This window comes from Kitasatospora sp. NPDC096140 (assembly GCF_040303045.1).
Lineage (GTDB): Bacteria > Actinomycetota > Actinomycetes > Streptomycetales > Streptomycetaceae > Kitasatospora.
This window is the reverse complement of record NZ_JBEOUW010000028.1, coordinates 69,353-92,991: the sequence shown is the minus strand read 5'-3', so window position 1 is coordinate 92,991 and position 23,639 is coordinate 69,353. Positions and strand designations below refer to the sequence as shown.

General features: G+C 71.1%; 19 protein-coding genes and 3 pseudogenes. 8 read left to right on the top strand and 14 right to left on the bottom strand.

Going from position 1 to position 23,639, the window contains the following annotated elements:
- Window positions 1–27 precede the first annotated feature (27 nt).
- Window positions 28–849 carry an AfsR/SARP family transcriptional regulator gene (locus ABT048_RS26785; RefSeq protein WP_350524055.1) on the bottom strand — a complete coding sequence of 274 codons (822 nt, stop codon included), beginning with the start codon at window positions 847–849 and terminating at the stop codon, window positions 28–30.
- Window positions 850–1,363: 514 nt separating this feature from the next.
- Between ABT048_RS26785 and ABT048_RS26780 the strand changes: the two genes are divergently transcribed.
- Genes ABT048_RS26780 through ABT048_RS26770 form a run of 3 tightly spaced genes read left to right on the top strand, consistent with a single transcriptional unit; the run spans window position 1,364 to window position 3,514 of the window.
- A complete protein-coding gene (locus ABT048_RS26780; protein WP_350524054.1) occupies window positions 1,364–1,801 on the top strand; it encodes an XRE family transcriptional regulator in 438 nt (145 codons plus the stop codon).
- A 1-nt stretch (window position 1,802) separates the two neighbouring features.
- Window positions 1,803–2,363, top strand: a complete 561-nt coding sequence (locus ABT048_RS26775) for a toxin (protein ID WP_350524053.1) — start codon at window positions 1,803–1,805, stop codon at window positions 2,361–2,363.
- A gap of 17 nt (window positions 2,364–2,380) precedes the next feature.
- Window positions 2,381–3,514, top strand: a complete 1,134-nt coding sequence (locus ABT048_RS26770) for an MAB_1171c family putative transporter (protein WP_350524052.1) — start codon at window positions 2,381–2,383, stop codon at window positions 3,512–3,514.
- Window positions 3,515–3,588: 74 nt separating this feature from the next.
- Here the strand turns inward: ABT048_RS26770 and ABT048_RS26765 are convergent, their stop codons facing one another.
- Genes ABT048_RS26765 through ABT048_RS26750 form a run of 4 tightly spaced genes read right to left on the bottom strand, consistent with a single transcriptional unit; the run spans window position 3,589 to window position 6,561 of the window.
- A complete protein-coding gene (locus tag ABT048_RS26765; protein WP_350524051.1) occupies window positions 3,589–4,434 on the bottom strand; it encodes an SMP-30/gluconolactonase/LRE family protein in 846 nt (281 codons plus the stop codon).
- Window positions 4,434–5,558, bottom strand: a complete 1,125-nt coding sequence (locus ABT048_RS26760) for a DUF1611 domain-containing protein (RefSeq protein ID WP_350524050.1) — start codon at window positions 5,556–5,558, stop codon at window positions 4,434–4,436. Before ABT048_RS26760 ends, ABT048_RS26765 begins: the two co-directional genes overlap by 1 nt.
- 10 nt (window positions 5,559–5,568) lie before the next feature.
- Window positions 5,569–6,261 (bottom strand): recombinase family protein, encoded by a 693-nt coding sequence (locus tag ABT048_RS26755; RefSeq protein ID WP_350524049.1) that lies wholly within the window; start codon window positions 6,259–6,261, stop codon window positions 5,569–5,571.
- Between the two features lie 33 nt (window positions 6,262–6,294).
- Entirely contained in the window at window positions 6,295–6,561 is a 267-nt protein-coding gene (locus tag ABT048_RS26750) for a recombinase family protein (RefSeq protein ID WP_350524048.1), read from the bottom strand.
- 335 nt (window positions 6,562–6,896) lie between these two features.
- Here ABT048_RS26750 and ABT048_RS26745 point away from each other — a divergent pair.
- A pseudogene (locus tag ABT048_RS26745) lies at window positions 6,897–7,034 on the top strand (exodeoxyribonuclease III); the annotation flags it as partial.
- A 90-nt stretch (window positions 7,035–7,124) separates the two neighbouring features.
- Here ABT048_RS26745 and ABT048_RS26740 read toward each other — a convergent pair.
- The gene (locus ABT048_RS26740; RefSeq protein WP_350524047.1) at window positions 7,125–8,063 is read right to left on the bottom strand and encodes a sigma-70 family RNA polymerase sigma factor; all 939 of its coding nucleotides are present in this window, start codon (window positions 8,061–8,063) and stop codon (window positions 7,125–7,127) included.
- 10 nt (window positions 8,064–8,073) lie between these two features.
- Complete coding sequence (locus ABT048_RS26735; RefSeq protein ID WP_350524046.1) at window positions 8,074–9,258, bottom strand: NAD(P)/FAD-dependent oxidoreductase; 1,185 nt, start codon at window positions 9,256–9,258, stop codon at window positions 8,074–8,076.
- Window positions 9,259–9,941: 683 nt separating this feature from the next.
- Between ABT048_RS26735 and ABT048_RS26730 the strand changes: the two genes are divergently transcribed.
- On the top strand, window positions 9,942–11,936 hold the full coding sequence (locus ABT048_RS26730; protein ID WP_350524045.1) for a hypothetical protein: 1,995 nt from the start codon (window positions 9,942–9,944) through the stop codon (window positions 11,934–11,936).
- A 53-nt stretch (window positions 11,937–11,989) separates the two neighbouring features.
- Window positions 11,990–12,829 (top strand): hypothetical protein, encoded by an 840-nt coding sequence (locus ABT048_RS26725; protein WP_350524044.1) that lies wholly within the window; start codon window positions 11,990–11,992, stop codon window positions 12,827–12,829.
- Window positions 12,830–13,110: 281 nt separating this feature from the next.
- Here ABT048_RS26725 and ABT048_RS26720 read toward each other — a convergent pair whose 3' ends face one another.
- Window positions 13,111–14,643: a metallopeptidase domain-containing protein gene (locus tag ABT048_RS26720; RefSeq protein ID WP_350524043.1), complete on the bottom strand. Its 1,533-nt coding sequence runs from the start codon at window positions 14,641–14,643 to the stop codon at window positions 13,111–13,113.
- Between the two features lie 374 nt (window positions 14,644–15,017).
- Between ABT048_RS26720 and ABT048_RS26715 the strand changes: the two genes are divergently transcribed.
- Window positions 15,018–16,547, top strand: coding sequence for a sigma-70 family RNA polymerase sigma factor (locus ABT048_RS26715; protein ID WP_350524042.1), 1,530 nt, complete (start codon window positions 15,018–15,020; stop codon window positions 16,545–16,547).
- A gap of 218 nt (window positions 16,548–16,765) precedes the next feature.
- Here ABT048_RS26715 and ABT048_RS26710 read toward each other — a convergent pair whose 3' ends face one another.
- From ABT048_RS26710 to ABT048_RS26685, 6 genes and pseudogenes are all read right to left on the bottom strand, one after another.
- Complete coding sequence (locus tag ABT048_RS26710; RefSeq protein WP_350524078.1) at window positions 16,766–18,097, bottom strand: NADH-quinone oxidoreductase subunit D; 1,332 nt, start codon at window positions 18,095–18,097, stop codon at window positions 16,766–16,768.
- A gap of 1,000 nt (window positions 18,098–19,097) precedes the next feature.
- Entirely contained in the window at window positions 19,098–19,382 is a 285-nt protein-coding gene (locus ABT048_RS26705) for an RICIN domain-containing protein (RefSeq protein ID WP_350524077.1), read from the bottom strand.
- Between the two features lie 330 nt (window positions 19,383–19,712).
- Window positions 19,713–19,964 (bottom strand): annotated as a pseudogene (locus ABT048_RS26700) (MmcQ/YjbR family DNA-binding protein); the annotation flags it as partial.
- A gap of 158 nt (window positions 19,965–20,122) precedes the next feature.
- A complete protein-coding gene (locus tag ABT048_RS26695; protein ID WP_350524041.1) occupies window positions 20,123–21,361 on the bottom strand; it encodes a cytochrome P450 in 1,239 nt (412 codons plus the stop codon).
- A 92-nt stretch (window positions 21,362–21,453) separates the two neighbouring features.
- Window positions 21,454–22,848, bottom strand: a complete 1,395-nt coding sequence (locus ABT048_RS26690; protein ID WP_350524040.1) for an NAD(P)/FAD-dependent oxidoreductase — start codon at window positions 22,846–22,848, stop codon at window positions 21,454–21,456.
- Window positions 22,845–23,099, bottom strand: a complete 255-nt coding sequence (locus ABT048_RS26685; RefSeq protein ID WP_350524039.1) for a ferredoxin — start codon at window positions 23,097–23,099, stop codon at window positions 22,845–22,847. The genes ABT048_RS26690 and ABT048_RS26685 overlap by 4 nt, the downstream gene beginning before the upstream one ends.
- A 296-nt stretch (window positions 23,100–23,395) precedes the next feature.
- Here ABT048_RS26685 and ABT048_RS26680 point away from each other — a divergent pair.
- Window positions 23,396–23,490: pseudogene (locus ABT048_RS26680) on the top strand (exodeoxyribonuclease III); the annotation flags it as partial.
- Window positions 23,491–23,639: the final 149 nt, after the last annotated feature.

Sequence of the window (23,639 nt, the reverse complement as noted above, 5' to 3'; positions counted from 1 at the left end):
ACTTGCCACAACTGACGGCTCCCCGACTCAGGCCGCGTACAGGTCGAAGGTCGATGTGTGCCGAGGGCCGGCCGCGACGACCAGCGTCGGGTCGACGGTGATGATGGCCTGGTACAGGCGCTGGAGCTGCGGCGACGGTTCGACCCCGAGATGTTCGACCAGGCGCCGGCTCAGCCTGCGGTAGACGCCCAGCGCCTCCGCTCGTCGACCGGACCGGTACAGGGCGACCATGGCCTGCGAATGCAGCGCTTCGTGCAGCGGGTGGCGGTCGAGGAGCCCGGCGAGCTCGGTCAACAGCTCAGCATGCCGCCCCAGGCGCAGGTCGGTGTCGATCCGTCGCTCCAGTGCGACCATCCTGGCGACCCCGAGGCGCCGCCGCTCGGCCTCCAGGACCCTGCCGCACGGCACGCCCGCGAGGACGGGAGACTGCCACAAGGCCAACGCGGCCGAGTATGCGGCCGCCGCCTCGACGTCGTTCCCGGTCGCGAAATGGGCATCGCCGACGGCGACCAGTCGGTGGTGCTCGTGGACGTCGACGGCCGTCAGCGCGATGTCCAACCGGTAGCCGCCGTGGCATCGGACGATGACGCCCGGGGCGTGGTGCGGCGCGTCGGGGCCGAGCGCGACGTCCAGTCCTCTGCGGAGCTGGGAGATGTAGCTCTGGAGGGTGGCGAGCGCGCTCTGCGGCGGAGCGGTCGCCCAGAGTTCGGCCATGAGCGTGTGGACCCGGACCGTCTGCCCGGCGTTGAGGGCCAGCAGGGCCAGGATCTGCCGCGGCTTGCCGGCCGTCGGTGCGATCGATCTTCCATTCGATTCGACCCTGAAGGGTTCCAGGATTCGGATGCGCATGCCATCTCCTCCCGATTTCAGGTGCATGCCAAGAGGCTCGTCGGCCAGCGCCCGAGGCGGTCTACCACGGCGATGCCCGAGCACCAGACCTGGTGCGCACCGTGGCACCGACGTCGGGATGCCGAAGAGGGATCACCCGGAAGCCTCCGCAAAGGAAGCCCGGCAGTCGGCCGGACACATCGACGGGCAGTTCCCTGCTCCCCGTCGAGACGGTGAACGGGCCTGCCGGCCCGTCGTTCAGCCAGACGATCCCGGGATGTCGGCGGCTCTGCGGAATCCGCAGGGCTCGACGACCAGCGTCCCGAGCGGACCCGCCTGCAGATCGTGGCGCACTACCTGACCCCCCGTCCCGTCGGATTCGGCCGCTCCACATGTACGACCTGAGCGAACGTCAACTGTTGCTCCGTTCGCACCCGTTGACACTCTTGGCACCCTAGGTGCGGGCCCGGAGGCTGTCAACTAGCATGAACACCTACCCCGCGCCAGCTCACCGTGGTGCACGCAAGGAGCCTTGATGCCCTCACTGGCCGAGAAGATCGACAAGCTATTCACCAACATCCGGAAGGACGGGCGCGAATACACCTATGAGGAAGTCGCCCGCGGCTGCAGCGAGTTGAACGGCGGAACCTTCTCGAAGAGCTACGTCTGGCAGCTGCGGACCGGTCAGCGCGACAATCCGACTAAGCGTCATCTCGAAGCCCTCGCGGCCTTCTTCCGGGTACCCGTGGCCTACTTCTTCGACGAGGAGACGGTCGAGCGGGTCGACTCCCAGCTCGCGATCACCACAGCCATGCGCGACGCCCAAGTTCGCGACATCGCGCTCCGGGCGATGCGGATGGACGACGCGGGCCGCAAGTCCCTGGCCCGGATCATCCGCGAGGTCAGCAAGCTGCACGCGGCCACGCCAAAGCAGGGCCGGCAACGCAACGCGCCACCGGATGCCGAGGAATAGCATGGCCGTGCTCTTCTGGCGCGGACACCGCAATCGGGGGAACGACATGCAAGCCCTGCGCCGGGCCTGTGAGGAGCGGCTTGCCTCCCTCGGGCTTCCCGAGGCCTACGACATGGTCACCTTGTGCGCCCACCTCAACGCCACACGGAACAGGCCCATCCGGCTGATCCCGATGCCGCTGGAAGCCGCAGCCCCGTCCGGCCTCCTGCTCGCCTTCCCGGACGCGGACTACATCGTCCATGAGGAGAACACCAGCCAGCATCACCAGGAGCACATCGTCGCCCACGAGTTGGCCCACCTCATCTGCGGACACCGCCGCGCCGGCTCGATCGAGACCGACATCGGGGCGCTGCTGTTCCCTGATCTGGATCCATCCCTGATCCAGGACCTGATGCACCGTGAAAACTTCTCGGACGAACAGGAGCAGGAAGCGGAGATCATGGCGTTCCTCCTCGGCAGGGCCCTGCGGAACGAGGAATCCAAGCGCTCGAAACCCGACCCCGACAGCACTCTGGGCCGCATCCACGGCTCGCTCGACTGGCGTCGAGGGGGCAGGTTGTGACCCATCTACGGTATCTGATGGGCTCGTTGGCCTGTTGGGTCGCCTTCACCTCGACGCTGATCCCGCTGCTGCGCGGCTATCGGCGGGATCCGGCACTCGTCGCCATGTGCGGCGCGTTCGGCTGCCAGGGCATGTACCTCGCACTGTCCGTACCGTCGCGCTGGACCGGCGGCTTGTTCGGGTACGTGACCTGGTACAATGTGGGGGTCCAGATGTGGATCATCGCCGCGATCACCTGTCAGCAGATTCTGCTGATCCTCTGGACCCATCCACGACCCGAGGCCCGCATCCGCTGCCGTCGCCGGTTGATCGCCCTGGGCTGCGTACCCATCGCGATGACCCTGCTGTACTACCTGGCCTCCAGGCACGGGAAGCCCCGGAACTCGTTCGAGCACCCCGGGGACCAGCCCATCTTCATCGCCTACCTCGTCACCTACCTTTCCGCGTTCGCCGTCGGCAAAGTGATCGTGGCCCGGGCGTGCTGGTTCTACGCCCGGCCGAGTGGGGACCCGTGGGTGCGGCGAGGTCTGCGCACCGCGGCCTGCGGGGCGGCCCTCGAACTCGTGTACCCAGCCATGAGGTTCGCCGACATCTTCCTCGTCCCGTACGGCTGGCACCCCACGCGGTGGGCGAACGTCTCGCGGACCGACCTCACGGCAGGGATGGTCCTGAACATCGTCGGGTGGACGGCCCTGCTGTGGGGTCCACGCGTGACCGCGGCACTCGAATGGTGTGCGGATTACCGGAGCTACCGCCGACTTCGCCCGCTCTGGTCGGCGTTGCAGCGGGCTTATCCGGAGATCTCACTGCAGCCCGCATCCGGCAGCGACCTGACCGCCGTCTCCGACCTGTCCTTCCATCTGCACCGCAGGGTGATCGAGATCAGGGACGGCTATCTGGCCCTCCGCAAGGACGCCGTCCTGGTACGTCCACCCGCCGCCGTCGGCGGCAGCAGCCAGGCGGAACAGGCGGGCCGGGCCGAGCAGGAGGCGCCGCTCATCGCAGCCGCCTTCGCGACACACCACCGGTGCGACGATCCGGCCGAGGCGGAGACACCCATCGCCCCCGTCGGCCCGGGCAGTCAGGACTTCGCCGCCGACGTGGCCTGGCTGGTGCAGGTCTCCGAGGCCTACGCCCGCGTGAGTCGTTGATCACGGATTCCACCGCTCTCGTCAGGGTGGCGGACGGCGGTGCCCGCCGCCCGCCACCCTGACGTGGCGTCCGACTACCCGGCGAACGGCGTGGCCGGACAACCCTGCACCAGGCCAGGGACGACAAAGAGGTTCCCAGCCATGGGTTCCACCTGACCCAGATCGCGGCGGGCCGTCGTCACATAGAGGTCGGTCAGGTCCGGCCCGCCGAAGGTACAGGAAGTCGTCAGCGAGGCGGGGACCACGATCTCCCGGTCGAGGCGCCCGTCCGGAGCGTAGCGCCGCACCGCGCCCCCGCGGAACAGTGCGACCCACACCCCGCCCTCGGCATCGACGCACAGGCCATCCGGCACTCCAGGCGTACCGGTGACCTCGGCGAACATCCGCCGGTTGGTGGCACGGCCCGTCGCGGAGTCGTAATCGAGGACGTCGATGCGCCGGGTCGGGGTGTCCACGTGGTACATCAGGCACGCCTCCGGATTCCAGGCGATGCCATTGCTCATCCGGAGGTCCGTCGCCACGGCCTCGAACCGACCGTCCGGCGACAGGCAGGACAGCGATCCCGGGCTCGCCTCGCCGGCGATCGTGCCGACCCACAGCCTGCCCCGGTCGTCGACGCCCGCGTCGTTACCGCGCACTCCGCTCTCGGACCAGTCGACGAGCCACCGGAGCGTTCCGTCCCGATCGGTCACGGCAACGCCGTCCCTCAGGCTGAGCACGAGCCCCCGGTCGGCACGGGGCTTCGCCGCCGCCACCGGCTGGGCGAACGTCGTCACCGTGTCGCGCCCGTCGGCCGGGTCGAACCGGTGAACGGCGCACTCACTCATGTCGACCCACAACAGGGTGCCCGCCGCCACGTCCCAGGTCGGGCACTCGGCAAAGCCTGCCCTGGCCGCAAGGGCGACCTCCACCGCCGTCATCAGAACTCCCGATCCGAACCCTGCGCCGCCGTCCGGTGAAGCGGGGTGCCCGCCCTCAGCAGAACGGACTCCACGGCGTCGATCAACTGCGCCGCACCGTCATCGACCAGCATGTCGGCAACGGGCAGCCCCAGATACCTCAGGGCCCTGACGTTCTCCTGGCCGCGGGTCGCGACCGCGACCACCGGAGCCCCGCCCAGCTGTTCCACCAGCGCGATCTCATCCTCAGGGTCAGCGACGGGTAGATGCTCCCAGTGGTACCGGACCTTGCGCTGCGGGTCGTGCACGAAAACCACGACATCAGGCCGGGATCCCTGCAGGATTGCGGTCGCCAGGCCGCCGAACGCGGGGTGCAGCACGGACGCCTGCCCCTTGATCACCAGCAGGTCGTACTGCGGATCTGCCTTTTGAACCAGATGCTCCACCAGACCTGCCGCCTGAAACACCGGCGTCCGGTCAATGATCGCGCCCTCACTGGAGCCTACGAGCAGGCAGGTCTGCCCGGTGCCGACGTAACCGGTATCCACGCCGCGCGACCGGGCCGCATGCTGCAACTGCAGTGCGGTTGTCCGCTTCCCGACGACGCAGTCACTTCCCGCCACGTGCAGCAGCCGGGCACGGCTACGGTGCGTCCGCCCGGAGTACTTGGGCAGTTCATCGTAGGGGCGCCTGATGTCGACGATCCGCTGCCCTTCGGCGAGCAGATCCACGAGGTCGGTGCCAAGCAGTTGCAGATGGAGACAGGATATGACGTGCAGTCCGCCGCGTACCGCAGCGTGGATCTGCTCCCACCAGAACTCCGGGATGTCTCCCGGTACCCGCGGCGCATGCTGGAACTGCCCATCCACGCATTCGCCGTAGTCGGATTCCGTCAGCGCCACAACCAGGGCTTCGGGCCGGAATCCCATGGCCTCGTCCAGCGAGGCAACGATCGGGATGTCCGTCCCGACCACCACAGTCCCGGTGGACCCTCGTGCCAGCGATCGATCGATGACCGCGACGGTCTCCAGGATCGAGCTGTGGCGCAGCACCCCCTGCGCGGTCTTGCCCTCCAGCTGCCCGAACACCCCGTCGGCGAAGAGCACGGCCCGCAAAGGCGATTGAGAGAAGTCGGATAACATCATGCTCTGCATGCTAATCAGCTGTGGTCCGTCGAGACAGGTCACCCAGCAAGGACATGGCGATGTCTGTCCGTAGCCATCCGTCACTGATGGCAGTCCGCCCATCTGGGGACCTGTTCGAGGTGATCCTGGGAACCGGTCTGCGGCGCGGTGAGGTACTCGGCCTGCACTGGACGGACGTGCACTTCATGGAGCGAGATCTTCCGTTCTTGGCGAGGTTCACCTGCCGGTAGAACCGATCGCCACAGCGGTCGCAGTGCGCAACGCACAGCCAGGGCGAAGCGCCGTTCGAGCGCTCCTTCGTGACCGCCCGCTCGTCCATCGCCGCCTGGACCGCGACCCACTCCTCCTCGGTGAAGAGGGGCTTGGCCATCCGGATCGGCAGGCCCTTGGCGTCGCGGGCGATCTTGCGCGCCTTCACGGAGCGGCCGGTCAGTTTCAGGCCCATCGTCGCCGGCGACCGCAGGATCTTGCCCACGCTGGTCGGGTTCCAGTGGTTCGAGGGGGCAGTCTTGCGCTTGCCCGTGTAAGTGTCGCCCTGGTTCTTGTACGCGTGGGTCGCGGGTGTGTCGAAGCCAGCGGCCTCCAGGGCCGTGGCGATCATCCACTGGCTCTGGCCTTCCACGAGGAGCTTGCCCATGTAGCGGACGGCCTCGGAGGTGACCGGGTCCGGCCCCAGCGTCCGCCCACCACCCGGCCGGTCCACGATCCGGTACCCGTACGGCGGCTGCCCGCCCGCTCATCGGTCCGTCTTCCGCAAGTGCTTGTGCGCGGCCGTGACACGGGCCTTGATCCGCTTGAGCTCCATCTCCGCGAAGATCGACGCCAGCATCAGGAAGGTCTTGGCCAGCTCGTTCCCGAACGACGACTCGCGGCCCTCCCGGTAGTCCAGGGTGATCCCGTCGTCGGTGAAGACCAGGACCTTGTGGTTCTCCTCCGCCCAGTGGGCGAGGTCCGCGCTGTCCTTGGCCGAGCGGAACGCCCGGTCGACCTTGGCCCACACCATCGCGCCCACTCCCCCTGGCGCTCGGTCAGCCACGGACCCAGGTCCGGGCGCTTCCACGGCGTGATCTCCGCGGAGACGTCCAGGTCCTCGAAGGACCCGACGATCTCCCACTCCTTCAAGACCGCGTGCCAGGTCGCCGACTCCACCTGCACCAGGTGCGAGACCTTGCCCTCATCCCCCGTGCGTGTCCGACACACGCGAACCAACCACCGCCCGAACCGGCGCCGAAACCGTCATGATGCTCACAGGAGGTCCCCTACCGCCCAGGCCAGCGGGCACCCTCGAACAGCCCACACTCGAACGAGTGGACTCTTTTAGAAAAGGCGTCCATCCGCTGGCGGATCGACCTCCAGGTCGCCACCCCGGGCCTCGCCGCCAAGGCCGTCGAGGCCTACGTCGAGCGCGCCGACACCCACGCCGAGCGCTGGTCGGACCACGCGCCGGTCACGGTGGTGTTCGATCTGAACAACTAGGACACCCCGTCCGGTCGATCAGGTGCAAAGCGCCGGAACGGGCTCCGCCCGTCCTGATGTTGAGCTGCGCGGGTACGGGCGGGCGGCGGATCACCATGCGGTGATGGCCGGTGCGTTGGGTTGGTGCTGCTGCCAGGCCTCGTTGAGGCGCGTCAGCCGGTCCTCGGCGGCGATGCCGCACAGGGACGCGACCTTGCCGTCGCTGAGCTCGAACGCCACTGCGCCCACGACCCGGTCGTCGACCACGGCGAGGACGGCCTGGGAGCCGTTGACCAGCGCGATGTGGAAGGAGGGGGCGCCGCCGGCCAGCCGCAGCTTCGCGGGAGTGGGCTTGAAGCCGGCCCGGACGATGGTGGCGACGCGCTCGGGTGTGCGGTACCGCAGCAGCCGCTTCGCCAGTCCGGCGCCGTCCGAGACCATGGTCACGTCGGCGGTGAGCATCGCCACCAGCCGCTCGGTGCGCCCCGATGCGGCGGCGGCGAGGAACTCCTCGACGACCCGTCGCGCCGTCGCACGGTCCACCTCCTCGCCGGCGCGGCGCTCGGCGGCGATCCGGCGCCGGGCCCGGTGGACGTGCTGCTGACTCGCCGACTCGCTGATGCCGAGGATCCCGGCGATCTCGGCGTGCGGGTAGGTGAAGGCCTCGCGCAGGACGTAGGCGGCCCGCTCGACCGGCGCGAGGCGCTCCATGAGGGTCAGGACGGCCAGGGACACCGATTCGCGTTGCTCGAAGGTCGCGGCGGGGCCGAGCATCGGGTCGCCCTCGAAGAGGGGCTCGGGCAGCCGGTCGCCGGCCGCGCGCTCGTGGCGGGCCTGCGCCGAGCGGAGCCGGTCGAGGCAGAGGTTGGTGACGATTTTGGTCAGCCACGCCTCCGGCACCTCGATGCGTTCCCGGTCCGCGGCTTGCCAGCGCAGGAACGCGTCCTGCACGGCGTCCTCGGCGTCGGCCGCCGAGCCGAGCAGACGGTACGCCAACGAGGCCAGCCGGGCCCGGCCGGCCTCGAAGCGATCGATGGCTGCGCTGTCCATGCGGAGCAGCCTATGCGGCGCCCTTCACCCCGGCCCGGTCGGGCGCAGTGGCCAGGTGACGGCGGCGCTTCGGCATGCCGAAGGTCGGGTGGGCGATGCTCCACCCGGACCCCGTGAGAACACCCGCCTTGAGCCGCGCGGCGGTCCGGCCGCCCAGGTACCAGGACTTCGACCGGACGTCCCCGTCCACCATCTGGAAGATGGCGTCCCGCCGCCCCAGGCTGATGTGGTTGCCGTAGTACTTCAGTCCGAGGGTCGGAACCACAGCGTCCGTCAGGCGCGCGATGATCGCGGCGGTCGCCTGCATGGTGGTGAAACCGGCCGAGGCGCAGGACATCGGCAGCGGCCGGCCGTTGTCGCCGATCGCGTAGGCGCAGTCGCCGGCGGCGTAGACGTCGGGGTGCGAGATCGAGCGCATGGTGCGGTCGACGACGACCTGGCCGGTCTCGGCGACCTCCAGGCCGCTGGCGGCGGCGATGGGGCGCACGGCGAACCCGGCCGCCCACACGGTCACGTCGGCCGGGACGGACCTACCGTTGGCGGTGATCGCCCGGGCAGGCTCGACGGCCCGGACAGTGGTGTGCTCGTGGACGACGATTCCCAGCCGGTCGAAGGACCGGTGCAGGTGCTGGCGGGCCTTCGGGGAGAGCCAGGCGCCCAGCCCGCCGCGGGCGACGAGCGCGACCGAGAGGTCGGGCCGCGACTCGGCGAACTCGGTGGCGGTCTCGATGCCGGTCAGCCCCTCGCCGACGACCAGCACGGTGCCGCCCGCGCCCAGTCGGGCAAGGCGCTCGCGCAGGCGCAGCGCAGAGGACAGGCCGGTCACGTCGAAGGCGTACTCGGCCACGCCGGGGACGCCGTGGTCGGCCACGGAGCTGCCGAGCGCGTAAAGAAGCGTGTCGTACGCGAGCTCGCCGCCCTCGCCGGTCAGGGCGACGGCGCTGCGCTCGGGGTCGATACCGGTGACGCGCGCCAGGCGCAGCCGTACCCCGGTGCCGGCGAAGACGTCGGCGAGCTTGCGGAACGCGACGTCCTGGCCGCTCGCGAGCTGGTGGAGCCGCATCCGCTCGACGAAGTCGGGCACGGCGTTGACGACGGTGATCTCGGTGTCGGCGGGCGAGAGCCGTCGGGCCAGGTTACCGGCCGCGAAGGCCCCGGCGTAGCCGGCGCCGAGGACGACGATGCGGTGCTTCATGGCGTTGCTCCTGTCTCGTTCGCGGACCCCTTGAACGAGACGGCGCCCCGATTGCTGACAGGAGCCGGGTGTGACGCGCGTCACCCGGCCGGGACGAGCAGCCGAGCCCGAGCCTGTCGCTCGACCGGCTCACCTGGGCGGCAGCTGCGCACCGCATGCCGCTGCGACATCTCCTGTGATCAGGTCACGTAGGTGCGGGGCGCCGTCCGCCCTCCCAAGAGGAGCCCTTCCCCGATTGGCGCATCGCGTGCAGGCCTGCCATGCCCCGAGCATGCACAGACATGGTCCTGACTTTCAGGCGGGAACCGGTGGGTGCCCCGCCAGCCGTCCAGATCCCAGCCTCGGATAGGCCGGACACGTCACGTCACCGTCGGGCGCCGTCCGAGTTGCCGCTTGATCGGGCATGTGTCGTGATTGCCTTCGGAAGGGCCTCGGGCTGACGTCACCTCAGTCACGCCGAGCCGAGGCAGGCCGACTGCGTGACGTGGGGGACCCACCCCGGTGCGAATACCCGCGGGTTCCCACAGCCACGGCACAGGACACAGGGACGCCGGTCGCGAGCGCAGGAGTCTGCCTCGGTGCCCTCGACGATGCCCGGCGGGAGGACAGGCATGGCGGAACGACCGGCTCGGGCTGCTTCGGCTGCGGACGGGCGAAGTGTCACTGCGAAGATCGTCTTCACGTTGGGGCTGGTGCTCGTCGCCCAGGCCCTGTTCGTGCTGTGTCTCGTCAGTGCCCAGCAGCTGCTCGTGCCGCGGAACATGCCGTTCGGCGTGGCCGGAGCGCCCTCGCCCGTCGTCGCCGAAGTGGCGTCGAAGCTGGGACTGGACCTGACCTCCTACCCGAGTCAGTCGGCCGTGACGGACGCAGCCGACCGGGGCGAGTTGTACGGCGGGTACATCAGCGACGGTTCGAGCGACACGCTGGTCATCGTCCCGGCGAAGAGCTTCTTCGCCCAGACCGAACTGGAGCCGGCGTTCGAAGCGGCGGCACGCAGACTGGACCGGCCGCTGACGGTGCAGACCGTCGCGCCGCTCGCCTCCAGCGACCCGGTCGGCGCAGTGGGGTCGCTGTTGCTCCTCCCCCTGCTGATCGGCGGATACCTGGCGGCCGTGCTGGTCTTCAAGGCGGCCCACGGCGTGGCCGCCGCGCCGTGGCGCGCAGCCATCCTGGTCGGGTACGCGCTGGTGGGCGCCCTGCTGACCGACCTGATCGCCGGATTGGGGATCGGTGCGTACTCCAGCAGCCACTTCTGGCCACTGCTCCCGTGTTTCTGGCTCATCACCTCGGCGGTGACGCTGGCCGCTGCCGCGCTGCAGGCCATGGTGGGCAAGATCGGCACCATGCTCGTGGCGGTGCTGTTCATCGTGGTCGGCGGACCCCCGGCCGGCGGGCTCGGCACCTACCTGCTGCCCGTCTACTGGCGCAACATCGGAGTGGTCTTCCCTGCGCAGAGCGCCATCACCCTGATCAACCACGTGCTCTACTTCGGCGGGAGGAACATCTCCACCCCGCTCGTCGTCCTGTTCCTCTACGCCCTCCTCGGAACCGCCGTCATCGCCTGGTACGGGCGCATCCGCCCGGCCCGCGCGGCCGCGCGGGCCGGCCACCAGGACGCCGGGGCGCCCCCGCCGGCGGGCCCCGCGACAGGCCCTGCGGCGGACCCGCCAGGGCGCCGACGGGCCCTGATCGGCATGCTCGTGGCGCTGGGCATCTGCGCCGTCATGCAAAGCCTGTTCGCCACCACCTACATGAGCGCGGGCCACGCCCCCAAGGCCACCGACCTGCCGTTCGGCGCCGTCGGATCCTCGCCCGTCCTGCCCGCAGCTCAGAAGAACATCTCACTGAAGGTCACCCAGTACGAGAACGAAACCGCCGCGAAGACCGCCATGGACGAAGCGCGGATCTTCGGCGCGCTGATCTCCACGGGCACCACGCAGACCCTGGTCGTGGTGCCGTCCATGAGCGACCTGGCGCCGCTCGATCTCGCGGTGCGGTTCGAGGAAGCGGCGAAGGCCACCGGCCAGCCGCTGACGGTCCAGCAGTACGCCCCGACGCCGCTGGCGGCCAAGGACCCGTTCGGACTGGTCCAGGGACTCATGCTGGTCCCCCTGCTCATCGGCGGATACATGAGTTCCACCCTGCTCCTGGCCCGGACCGGCCGGGCCGCGGGCCGCTGGCGCGCCGCCCAGCTCGCCGGCTTCGCCGTCGTGAGCGGCCTGGTCGTCGACCTGATCGTCTGCTACTGGCTGGAGGGCTTCCCCAGCAGCAAGTTCTGGATCACCTGGCCCATCTGCGCCCTGATCGTCGCCGTCGTCGCCTTCGTCGCCGCGATCCTGCAGAAGCTGCTCGGGCCCATCGGCACCCTGCTGACGATCGTCGTGATCATCCTGTTCGGGAACCCGTCGTCAGGCGGCGCCACCGGAGTGCCGTACCTGCCCGCGTTCTGGCGTGACCTCGGACCCTACCTGCCGCCCCGCAACGCCTACATCCTGCTGCACCACACGATCTACTTCGACGGCCACGGCACCGGCCAGGCACTGACCACCCTGCTCGTCTACCTGGGGGTCGCCGCAGCCGTCCTCATCGTGCTCGACCTGCGCCGTTCCGAAGCCACGCTGCCCACCGACGCAAGCGAAGCCGCGGCCATGGCCGTCCCCATCGGAGCCACACCCTGACCCCTTCACTCCGGGCGGGCGGAGCCGCGGGGCGGGCGACGCGCCTGGCGACGATGAGCCGGGGTGCCCATCCGGAAGGCGTCATTCGCCCTTGGGTCAGGCGCTCCACGTCCTGGCGGCCCCACCACGCCAACGTCTACCTCGGGAAGCGCTACGGCTCCCACGAGTACGACGACGACACGACGGGTCCGACGAGTGCGTCGCCCAAGATCGAGGTGGACAAGGCGGCGCTCGACGGCGCGACGCCGAAGGACCTGCTCCCCACCAAAGGCAACTACCCCACGGAGAGCGTCCGTTACCGCTCGGTCGTGGTCACCGACATCCCCGGGGCGAAGCCTGCGCGCAAGCTGACCGGCGCGATCGGCCTCGGTGAGGAGAACCTGCCGTTCCACGACCGCCCGGCCGAGGGCATGATCGTCACGACGGAGCAGAGCTGGTCGGCCCCGGGCGTCACGTTAGGCCGGCTTCTGCACGGCCTCGCGCTCGCGCCCGGCCAGAGCACCGAGGTCGCGGTCGTCGACTGGCAGCGTTCCACCAAGGCCACCGGCACCGAGACCACCGCCGAGGCCGACACGCTGTCCGCCACGACCGACCAGAACCGGTCGATCAGCGAGGTCGCGAACGCGATCGCCCCCGAGGAGCAGTACGGCACGTCCCAGGCGAACTACGCCAGCAGGTCGTCCAGTTCGGCGGCAGCATCGGCGTCTCGTTCTTCGGGATCGGCGGCGGCAACTGGAGCGAGTCGTCGAAGGCCCGCCCCGGAGCGTGCCGCGTCGAGGGTGACGGCGAACACCTCGTCGGCGAGTTCGCGCGCGGCCCGGTCGTGCGCGGCCCGGTCGTGCGCGGCCCGGTCGTGCGCGGCCCGGTCGTGCCGGCACAGCCGCCGCGCGTAGGCGAGGACGGCGTCGTGGTGACGGGTCGTGAGCGTTCGGGCTGCCGACCGGCGGCTGTGCTCGGTGTCCGGGCGCAGGTCGGCGGCTGGTTCTGACACGGACTGCCTCGATCCTGGGATGAGCGGTTGCTGATCCGATCCGACGAAGGGGCGCTTCGCCGGGGACGGCGGCCGCCAGGGCGGCGGCCGTGGGGCCCGACGGCGGACCGCGGCCGCTGGCCCCGGAGGGCCGTGGCCGGTCGGCGGTCCGCCGTCGGTCTTCTCGGAGCGGGCGGGGCCCGGTCAGTGCCTGCGCTGCCGGGCGCGGCGGCGCAGGAGGAGCGCCGTGGTGCCGCCGGCCAGGATCAGCGCGCTGCCGGCGAGGGCGGGGACGGTGACCTTGGCGCCGGTGCGGGCGAGCGAGTCGGGGCCGGCGGCGGTGGTGCCGGCGGGCGGGGTCGGCAGGCCCGTGGTGCCGATGTCGGCGGCGCCGTCGCCCGCGTCGGCGGACGGGGAGGGCGCCTGGGGGGTGGGTGTCGGTACGGCGGTGCGGGTCGGGGGCGGGGTGGTTCCGGTGCCGGGCTTGGCGGTGGTGGCGCTCGGGGCGGAGCCGGGGCCGGTCGGTGTGGCGCTCGTGGTGGGGCCGGGGTTGGGGGTGGTGGTGCCGGCGCCGAGCCGGATCTGGACGTCGGCTCCGGTGGCGGTCGCGTCGGTGACGCTGAGGGACAAGCCGGTCGCGGTGTCGGTGAGGGCCGCGGTGCCGGTGAACGAGCCGGTGGTCGCCTTGTCGTCGTGCTTGCCGTTCCCGATCATGACGGCGTGGTCGTACTTCCCCTCGGGCACGCGGTAGACGTCGACGCCCTGCGCGACGTCGAGGTCGGGGGTGCCGGCGTCGGGGGTGCGGTACTCGACGACGATCCGGTCGCCGCCGCTTCCGAGGGGGAGGTCGACGGCACGCACTCCCGCGGTGTTCGCGGCGGCGTGCAGTGGTGTGAGGTGCACAGTGGCGGTGGCGGTGGGCGTGGTGATCTGCTGCTCCGGCAGCCACTTCTGGGCGATCAGTTCGGGAGCGGAGAGGCCCTTCTTCTCACCGCCCGCGCCCATGGGCGTCCGCCTGCTGTAGCCGTCGGCGGTGCAGGAGGTAAAGCTGCCCGGCGTGCACACCTGGCGTTCCTGGTGGGCGAAGCCGAGGTTGTGGCCCATCTCGTGGGCGATGGCGGCGACATCCTTGACCGCCCCCTCCTGGAACCAGGTCACGGCTCCGGGCTGGTAGCCGAGGCCCCACCAGTCGCAGGCCTTGTTGCTCGGCATGACGATCGACAGGTGGTCGTAGGCCAGGTCGGACGGCAGCGCCTTGCGGGCGAGTTCGGCCATCTTGCCGGTGTCGCAGGTGGAGCCGTCCATGGCGAGGTCGAACGGCCCGAAGACGCCGTCGTCCTTCGCGGGCACCACACCGAGGAGTCCTCCGGAGTTGGCCGCGTAGTACGAGGTCAGGGATCCGGTCTGGCCGAAGAAGTGGCTGCGGGCGTCCGCGCGGTCAGCGTCGGGGTTCGCGAGGCGGGCGTTGGCGAGGTTGACGAGGACGACGACGTGCCGGTCGGTCTTCTTCAGCCCGGGATCGGCCACGGCCGGGGTGGTGAGGGCCGTCGTGGAGAGCGTCAGAACGCTCGCGGCGGTGACGGCGAGGACGGCGGGCGTCACGCGCCGGGGGCGGCGTGCGGCACCGACGGGTTCCCGGTCGGTGTCCGAGGGCCGGCCGGTCGAGTGGGTCGGGGACGTGCGGGCTGCCGTGCGCGGGTCTTCGGCTCGGTGGGACGAGCGCCGACTGGTCGTCATGACGTGGTGCCTCCTGTGTCGCGGTTCCTGAGGGCGAGACCGAGTCAGGCTCCCGACGACCCGCGACTTTGCCAAGGCTTTACCTGACTGGCTTTCCGTCGGTCCCGCCCGCCAGTGGTCCGTATACGGATGAGCCAGGCAGGGCTAGGCCCACAGGGCGACCGTCCGCTCCGTAGGACTCCCGCCCCCGGCCGGCCCGTCCCGCGCCTCCGGGCCGTCGCGCGCGGGCCGCGTGTCCGCCGCACGGACTCCGGTGGCCCGACGGGCGTGGCACACTTGCCCGCTATCCGGCCGGGACGACCGCCGGCTCCCCGCGGCGACGATGCCGCTCACCCCCACCCGAACGCCCCTCGGCGAGCAGATCGGAGCGAGCGTTGAGCGTACTGACGACGGCCTTTCGGACGGATCTCACCGACCTGACCGATGCCGAACTCGCCCGATTGCTGCGCGAGCCGGCGGCCGCGGCTGGACCGGCCGTCCCGGACGTGATGGGCGAGGTGTTCGCCCGTCACCACGCGGCCGTCCTCGCCTACGCCCGCACGTGCTGCCGGGACGCCGCCACCGCCCACGACCTGGCCTCCGAGGCCTTCGCCCGCACCTACCGCTCGGTCACCGCCGGCGGCGGGCCCGAACACGCCTGGCGCCCCTACCTGTTGACCTGTGTCCGGCACACCGCGGTGGACTGGGCGCGCGACGGCGCCCGCACCCGACTGTCGGACGACTTCGAGGCCTGGGCCGACACCCTGCCCGCCGCCCAGGACGTCGAGGCCGCCGTGCTCGCCGCCGAGGAGGGTTCGCTCGTCCTGCGCGCCTACCGCTCACTGCCCGAGCGCTGGCAGGCCGTGCTGTGGCACGCCCTGGTCGAACACGAGCCGGCCGCCGCGACCGCCCGGCGCCTGGGCATCACAGCCCGCGGCATCGGCTCCCTCGTCGCCCGCGCCCGCGAAGGACTGCGCGAAGCCTACCTGCGCACCCACCTCGACCAGGCCGCCGGCGAGGAGTGCCGCCACTTCGGCACCCTGCTCGCCGCCTCGATACGCCGACCGGACAAGCGGGCCGCCCGCGACCTCGACCGCCACCTCCGGTCCTGCGCCGACTGCGCCCGCGCCGAACGCGACCTGCGCGACCTCAACGGCCGCCTCGGCGCGATCCTGCCCGCGGGCATCCTGCTCTGGAGCCCCCACACCCTCTGGTCGTCCGCGGCGGGGCACGGGATCCACCTGGCGGCCGCCAAGGCGGGCGTCGCGCGCGCCGGCACCACCAAGGCGGCCTGGGCGACGGCCGTCGCGGGCGCGACCGCTCTCGCCGTCGTCGCCCTCGCGCCACCGTCGGAGCACACTCCCGCGCAGGCCGATCCTCCGGCGGCCGCCCCGATCCAGGCGCCGCTGGAGGTGCCCGCGAGCCAGGACCTGCCCACCCCGGCCCAGCCCCCCGTCACCGTCACCCCTTCCGTCTCCGTCATCCCTTCCGCCACCGCCGCCACCCCGCCGCCGGGCTCGCGGACCATGGTCAACGGCATGACCGGCCTGTGCGCCCAGGCAGACCCCGGCGGCGCCCTCACCCAGCACGCGTGCAACCGCACCGCCGGGCAGACCTGGATCCTGCTGCCCGTCACCGGCGGCGCGCAGATCAAGAACACCGGCACCGGCCGGTGCGTCGGGACCGGCGGCAGCACGACCGACGGTGCCCCGCTCGTCCAGGAGAACTGCGCGAACGGAGGCAAGGACCAGGTGTGGACGCTCTGCGACAACGGCATGGTGATCAACGCCGCCAGCGGCCTGCTGTTCGGTCTGAAACACTGGCCCGCCGCCGACCATCCGGGACCCGGAGACCAGTTGACGCAAAGTCAGAACTACTACGACAGCCAGGCGTTCCGCTGGCAGCAGCGCCCGCCGAAGGCCTGACGGTTCGCTCCAGGCCAGGTGGCCGTGCCGACGGTCGCGGCGAGGGCAGCGCCCGCTACCCCTGCCGTGCCACGCGGAGAACGGTCCGGCGCCGCCTGGCAGCCGGCCGGTGACGCTCCAGAAGCCCTGACGAACAGCCCTCCATCGGCGCGAAGCAACCGACTTCGCCGTCACGCCTGCTTCCAGCCGCCCAGACGGCGGCTGCGGTGCGACAGCTCTCACCGGTCCACGCCCCCCATCACCGGGTCGATGCCCGCCACCGAGACGATGACGTCCGCGACCTGCCCGCCCTCGCACATCGCAGCCATGGTCTGCAGGTTGGTGAAGCTCGGGTCGCGGAAGTGGACCCGGTACGGGCGCGTCCCGCCGTCGCTGACCACGTGCACACCCGATTCGCCCCTGGCGGACTCGACCGCCGCATAGGCCTGTCCCACGGGGACGCGGAAGCCCTCCGTCACCAGTTTGAAGTGGTGGATCAGCGCTTCCATGGACTCGCCCATGATCTTGCGGATGTGGTCGAGGGAGTTGCCCAACCCGTCCGGCCCGACGGCCAGTTGGGCGGGCCAGGCGATCTTCTTGTCGGCCACCATGACCGGGCCCGGGCGCAGCCGGTCCAAGCACTGTTCGACGATCCGCAGCGACTGCTTCATCTCCTCCAGCCGGATCAGGAAGCGGCCGTAGGAGTCGGCACTGTCCGCGATCGCGACCTCGAAGTCGTAGTCCTCGTAGCCGCAGTACGGGTCGCTCTTGCGCAGGTCGTGCGGCAGGCCGGTGGCGCGCAGGATCGGGCCGGTGGCGCCGAGGGCGAGGCAGCCGGCCAGGTCCAGGAAGCCGACGTCGACCAGCCGGGCCTTGAAGGCCGGGTTCCTGGTCGCGAGCTTGTCGTACTCGTGCATCCGCGAGCGCAGCAGCGTCACGCCCTCGCGGATCTGGTCCGGCGCACCCGGGGGCAGGTCCTGCGCCAGGCCGCCAGGCCGAACGTAGCCGTGGTTCATGCGCAGGCCCGTCACCAGCTCGAAGATGTCGAGGACGACCTCGCGGTCCCGGAAGCCGTAGACCATCAGGGTGGTGGAGCCGATCTCCATCCCGCCGGCGGCCAGCGCCACCAGGTGCGAGGAGATCCGGTTGAGCTCCATCATCAGCACCCGGATCACGCTCGCCCGCTCCGGAACCTGCTCGCTGATCCCGAGCAGCTTCTCGACCGCCAGGCAGTAGGCGGTCTCGTTGAACAGCGGGGTCAGGTAGTCCATGCGGGTCACGAAGGTGGTGCCCTGGACCCAGTTGCGGAACTCCATGTTCTTCTCGATGCCGGTGTGGAGGTAGCCGATGCCGCAGCGGGCCTCCTTCACCGTCTCTCCGTCGATCTCCAGGATCAGCCGGAGCACGCCGTGGGTGGACGGGTGCTGGGGGCCCATGTTGACGATGATGCGCTCGTCGTCGGCCCGGTCGACCGCCTCGACCACTTCGCCCCAGTCGCCGCCGGTGACGGTGAAGACCCGGCCCTCGGTCGTGTCCCTCGCTCCTGCCGACTCGTGCTCGATGCCGTTCATCAGCCGCATGACCTCCGCTCGGGTCACCGGTCGCGTCTGTACGCCCGTGTCTCGGCGCGCGATTTCAGGCACGACGGGCCGCAGTGTCAGCCGCCGGCCACCGCGTCGGCGGCATGGACCACGACGTGGCCGCATGGCCTACTCAGATCCAGGATCACGCACTTCTGCCATGAACACCCGGTCGGGTCGGCAGCGCACAGCCACGGCCGTACGGCGGAACGGTCAAGGGGCCCGGCCCGGGCGGGTTCACCATGCTTCAGGGCGTGCCAGAACGGACGTACGTACCGTTTGTGCACGCCCAGCCCGTCCTTCCAGTCGGGGCAGCGTTCGTCTCGACCCAGGGCGGTGGTTCAGGTTGCCTTTGGCAGTGCAGGGCTGCCGTACTCTTCGAGAGCGTCGATCACGCTCCGTAAGTCCAGCTGGATGTCCGCACTGTCGGGCCAGACGACCCTTGCGCGGAGGAGGCCCGAGCTCCTGGTAGGGCTTGGTCCCGTGTCGTGCTCTCGGTATGGGCCCGGCGATGGGGCGTAGGGTGGAAGGACAGCCGGCAGGCGGATGTCCGCCGGTGCCGAACGCCGCTTTCCCGATCAGCGAATCCTGGACTCTCGTGGGCGACGTGTTGACAGGCACGGTCAGTCTTCGAGGCAGGAAACGCTGTGATGTGCATGGGGACCGCCCATCTTCAGCTGAACGCCGAGAAGCCCTGGGGCTTCTCGGCATCGACACCCGCTCGGGGCAAAGATCGTCGGAACAACGCGTCCTGGCGCAAGGCGGCTACGGTACTGGCACCAGTGATCCGACCCCGGGAGCCATTGATCTCCTCCTGATCGCGCGTCCGCTTGAGGAGCTCATGGCCTGGGTCCGGCGGTAGACGGCCTCCAAGGGCCACGTCGGCGGACAGCGGGCTCTGGGCAGGCACGATGAAGGTTTCGCTGGTGCCCCCCAGAGTCAGGGCCGTTGACCGGTAGTCGCCCCACGGGTCCGCGGATCACCGGGCCGGTCAGTTGAGGGCGGCCCAGTTCTGGCTGTTGGCCTTGCCGGCCGCGTTGCCGATGACGGCGGCGCCGGGTGTGACGGAGGCGCTGTCGAGGGTGTATCCGCTCGCGGGGTTGGTGATCGTGTAGGCGCCGCTGCTGTTCTGGGTGACCTTCCAGTCCTGCCCCGCGTTGGAGGAGTTGAAGGCCCGCAGGGTGGCCTGGCCGCCGGAGGTGTTGGGTGCGGTCAGTACGAGGGCGTCCGGGCAGCCGTCGATGAGCTTCACGGTGCCGTTCGGGTAGGACCGCAGTGTCCACAGCGCACCGCCCCTCGATCGTGTGCAGCCTTCGTCGGTAGTGACAGCGTCGGGCGACGGCCTGGCGTTGTCGGCGCCAAGTGGAGCATCATGGTGGACACGGACCGTGGGAACAACCGCCTGCCAGGAGCCGCCGGATCTCTGCCGCGATGAGGCAGACCAGGGCGCGGGTAACGTCGTCGGGGCCGACCGCTCCCGCGTCCTTCCACATCAGTCCCGCCGGACAGCCAGCTGGTGGGGGACGCCTCCCGCGGCCGGACGGTCTCGGCGTAGTCCTCCTTGGCGTTGGCGCAGCGGACGTTGAGCGTGGGCCGTCCGGCCGGGTCACCGGCTTCGCTCGTCCGGGCCCTCCGACGCCGGTCCCAGCCCAGGGCAGGTCTCCAAGAGGCCGTCCGGTACGGCCTGCTTCCAGGAGTCCACGAGGATGTCGTACAACTCGTTCACGTCCTCCAGGACTCCGAGCCGCACGCGCACCCAGGCGGATGACGCCTCGTGGGCGGGAACCCGGAACTTCTCCGGCTCGGCAGCGGTCAACTCCGCCCGTTCATGCTTCGGGCACCGCACCGCGAATGAGGTCCTCCGGGAGGCACAGCGCGATACGGCGGACGTCATCGGCATCAGGCACGCTCACCACGCTGGACCCGCGGCGGGGAGCGACCCGAGGTGGCTGCGGAGTGCCGGCAGCGGCAGGTCGGAAGGACGTCCATGAGCAGCCGGTCGGGCCCGACATCCCGTCAGCGCCGCACGCCGTCGATCGCGAGCCGCAGCTGCCGGGGCCCGCGCAGCACCGCGTTGGTGCGATACGGCGGCGGGTCCTCCACCAGCCTCGGCCGCTCCAGCCGGCGGGCGAGCTCAGCCAGCGCCAGCTGCGCCTCCAGGCGGGCGAGCGGCGCGCCGAAGCAGCTGTGGATGCCGCTGCCGAGGCCGAGGTGCTGGATGTCCACCCGGTCGGGATCGAAGCGGTCCGGGTCCGCGAACCGCTTCGGGTCGCGGTTGCCTGCGGCCACCACCAGCCAGAGCGGAGCCCCCTTGGGGATGGTTGTGCCGGCCACCTCGATGTCGGTGATCGGCGTACGGCTGGGGATCATCTGCACCGGCGGCTCGTACCGCAGCAGCTCCTCCACCAGCGGCACCGCCAGCCGCGCGTCGGCGCGCAGCCGCTCCAGCACCTCCGGGTGGCGCAGCAGGGTGAGCATGCCGTTGGTGATCAGGTTGACGGTGGTCTCGTGCCCGGCGATGAGCAGGAGGGCGGCGGTGCTGAGCACCTCCATGCTGCTCATCCGTCCCTCGGGGCCGTCGCCGGCGGCGAGTTGGGAGAGCATGTCGTCGCCGGGCGTCTTGCGGCGTTCTTCGATCAGCCCGTTCAGGTAGAGGCCGAGTTCGATCCGGGCCTGCTGGGCTGCGCGGTCGCGCTCGGTGGCGTCCTGGCCGGGCAGCGGGTCGAGGGTGGCGACGAGGGTGTCGGCCCAGCCGTGGAAGCGGCTCTCGTCCTCGCGGGGGATGCCCAGGAGGCGGCAGATCACGGTCACCGGGAACGGGTAGGAGAAGCGCTCGACCAGGTCGATCTCGTCGCCGTCCAGGACGTCGATGAGGTCGGTGACGATGGTCTTCAGTTCGCCGCGCATGCCGTCGACGCGGTGCGGGCTGTGCGGCGGGCCGAAGGGGCGGTTGGTGATGGCCCGCAGCCGGTCGTGCTCGGGCGGGTCCAGCCGCAGGAAGTTCGGCGGCAGCACGCCGCCGGTGTCGTCCCCCTGCTCCCCGGACACCGCCGTGTCCGGCACTGTCCGGTAGCGGCGCTCGGAACTGATCCGCGGATCGTGGAGCAGGGCGCGCACCAGATGGTAACCGCCGACCGCGTACGGGCCGGTCACGTCGTGGTGGACCGGCTTCTCCCGCAGGCGGGCGTACAGCGGGTACGGGTCGTGGCGGTTCGAGTAGTCGGTGATCTGCTGCAACAGCGAGAGGTCGGTCACGGCGGTCCTCGGGTCGGTGGGTCACCACGCACGTCGTGCGGTACGCGGCGGGCGGCACGCGGCGGGCGCAGGGGCAGGCGGGCGGGCGCCGGTCAGGCCCGGCCGGGGGTGAAGGCGACGGTCCGGTCGGCCGGGGAGTAGCCGCTGACGGTGACCGTGGGGCCGTGCGTGGGCACGGACGGGTCGGGGAACCCGGCCGGGCGCGGTCCTGCGCCCTCCTTGGGCAGGTCCATGGTCGGGAACGGCGGCGGGAAGGGCGCGGTGCGCTGGATCAGGTCCTCGTAGAAGGGGAGCCAGCGGCCGTGGTCGAAGGTGACCGCGCCGATCACCCGCCCCTGGTGCCCGTACACCACGGTGAAGCGGCGTCCGGTGAGAGAGCCCTGGGTGACCATGATCTCCTCACCCATCGACGGCACCCCGACCGACTTGATGTTCACCCCGAACTGGGACGACCAGAAGGCCGGCACCCACAGGTGGGGCCGCCGGTCGTGGGCGGCGCTGATCATGTTGTGCGCGGCGATCTTCGCCTGTTCGACGGCATTGCCCCAGTGCTCCAGGGAGAGGAACTGGTAGCCGAACAGCGGGTGCGGCGCGCGCGCCACGTCGCCGGCCACGAACACGTCGTCGGTGACGATGCCGCGCACGTCGAACGCCCGGCAGCCGGCGTCGCAGGCGATTCCGCGCGGACCGGCGCCCAGCCCCGAACCGGCGAGCCAGTCGGTGTTGCGGATCGCGCCGAGCGAGACGACGACGACGTCGGCGTCGACCGTCGAACCGTCCGACAGGGCGACCGAGCGGACCCGGCCCGCCGCGTCGCCCTGCAGGGCGGTGACGGTCACCGAGCACCGCAGGTCGACCCCGGCGTCGAGGTGCATCTGCGTCGCCACCTCGCCGATCACCCCGCCCAGCGCGCCCACCAGCGGCGCGGACCCGCGCTCGGCGACGGTGACGGCCAAACCGCGCTCCCGGCACGCCGAGGCGATCTCCGAACCCGTGAACCCGGCCCCGATCACCAGCACCCGGCGCGGGCCCGCCGCCAGGCAGCGCTCCAGCGCGGCGGAGTCGTCGCGGCCGCGCAGCACGAACACGCCGTCCAGGGCGGCCTCGGCCGCGTGCGGCCAGGGGCGGGCCCGTACCCCGGTCGTGATCAGCAGCCGGTCGTACTCCACCTCGTCGCCGTCGGCCAGCTTCACCCGCCGCGCGGCCATGTCCAGCCCGGTCGCCGCGTTGCCGAGCCGCCAGTGCGCGTCCAGCTCCCGCCGTCGCGGCAACGCAGTGTGTTCGGCGGACGCCATGCCCAGCAGTACCTGCTTCGACAGCGGCGGCCGGTCGTACGGGCCGCACGGCTCGTCGCCGATCAGTGTGAGCGAACCCGTGAAGCCCTCGTCCCGCAGGGTCTCCGCTGCCCTCAGCCCGGCGAGGGAGGCGCCCACGATCACGATGCGCCCCTCCCGCCGCAGCTGCTCCAGCCACCCGTCTCCGTTCACCGCCCACCACCTCCGTGGCCGGCGACGCCCTCACCGTCGACTGACGCGCTCTGCTCCTCGTCCCCGGCGTCGACGAGGATCGCCTGTACCGGACACGCCGCGACCGCCCGCGCGAGACGCTCGCGCTGCTCAGTCCCCGCCCGGGGGGCGTAGAGCAGTGCCTCCTCCCCGTGCATCCTGAAGACGTCCGGCGCGAGGAACGCGCACTGCGCGTACCCCTGACAACGATTGAGATCAACGACCACCCTCACCCGGGCACCATCCTCACGACACGCAGTCAACGTCCAAGCCAGCCTCCGTCACCGCGGCCGCCGCCGCCCGGTATGAGGCCCCCGTCGAGTGACGCGCCCGGGCGCGGCCTCCCGGCACTGCCGCCCGGAGGCTGCCGCCACCCGGTGACGAGGCCCCGGCCTCGCGCCGACCACCGCCCGAACCGGCACCAGAGCCGTCGTACTGCCACGAGGGGCCCCTCCGCCGAGGCGAGCAGACGCATCCGAGCCACCCGTACGCGAACGGGTGGACCGTTTCAGAAGGCGCGTCCATCCGCTGGCGCATCGACCTCCAGGTCGCCACCCCGGCCTCGCCGCCAAGGCCGTCGAGGCCCACGTCGAGCGCGCCGCCACCCACGCCGAGCGCTGGACTCGCGGGGCGCGTTCTGGCCGGTCCGTGCGGCGGCGGCCCTTCGCGCTCCAGGCTGGCGACCCTCATCGCCCGCCCGCTCGGCGGCACCGAGCGGGCGGACGGCAAGGGTCGCCAGCCGCCAGTGGCCGGCACCCCCCCCGGGGGGAGGC

Excerpts from the sequence above, each read along its gene's own strand:
- ABT048_RS26780 (WP_350524054.1), top strand. The coding sequence starts at position 1,364 with ATGCCCTCACTGGCCGAGAAGATCGACAAGCTATTCACCAACATCCGG.
- ABT048_RS26770 (WP_350524052.1), top strand. The coding sequence starts at position 2,381 with ATGGGCTCGTTGGCCTGTTGGGTCGCCTTCACCTCGACGCTGATCCCG.
- ABT048_RS26760 (WP_350524050.1), bottom strand. The coding sequence starts at position 5,558 with ATGATGTTATCCGACTTCTCTCAATCGCCTTTGCGGGCCGTGCTCTTC.
- ABT048_RS26785 (WP_350524055.1), bottom strand. The coding sequence starts at position 849 with ATGCGCATCCGAATCCTGGAACCCTTCAGGGTCGAATCGAATGGAAGA.
- ABT048_RS26765 (WP_350524051.1), bottom strand. The coding sequence starts at position 4,434 with ATGACGGCGGTGGAGGTCGCCCTTGCGGCCAGGGCAGGCTTTGCCGAG.
- ABT048_RS26775 (WP_350524053.1), top strand. The coding sequence starts at position 1,803 with ATGGCCGTGCTCTTCTGGCGCGGACACCGCAATCGGGGGAACGACATG.
- ABT048_RS26735 (WP_350524046.1), bottom strand. The coding sequence starts at position 9,258 with ATGAAGCACCGCATCGTCGTCCTCGGCGCCGGCTACGCCGGGGCCTTC.
- ABT048_RS26740 (WP_350524047.1), bottom strand. The coding sequence starts at position 8,063 with ATGGACAGCGCAGCCATCGATCGCTTCGAGGCCGGCCGGGCCCGGCTG.
- ABT048_RS26720 (WP_350524043.1), bottom strand. The coding sequence starts at position 14,643 with ATGACGACCAGTCGGCGCTCGTCCCACCGAGCCGAAGACCCGCGCACG.
- ABT048_RS26750 (WP_350524048.1), bottom strand. The coding sequence starts at position 6,561 with ATGGTGTGGGCCAAGGTCGACCGGGCGTTCCGCTCGGCCAAGGACAGC.
- ABT048_RS26710 (WP_350524078.1), bottom strand. The coding sequence starts at position 18,097 with ATGAACGGCATCGAGCACGAGTCGGCAGGAGCGAGGGACACGACCGAG.
- ABT048_RS26725 (WP_350524044.1), top strand. The coding sequence starts at position 11,990 with ATGAGCCGGGGTGCCCATCCGGAAGGCGTCATTCGCCCTTGGGTCAGG.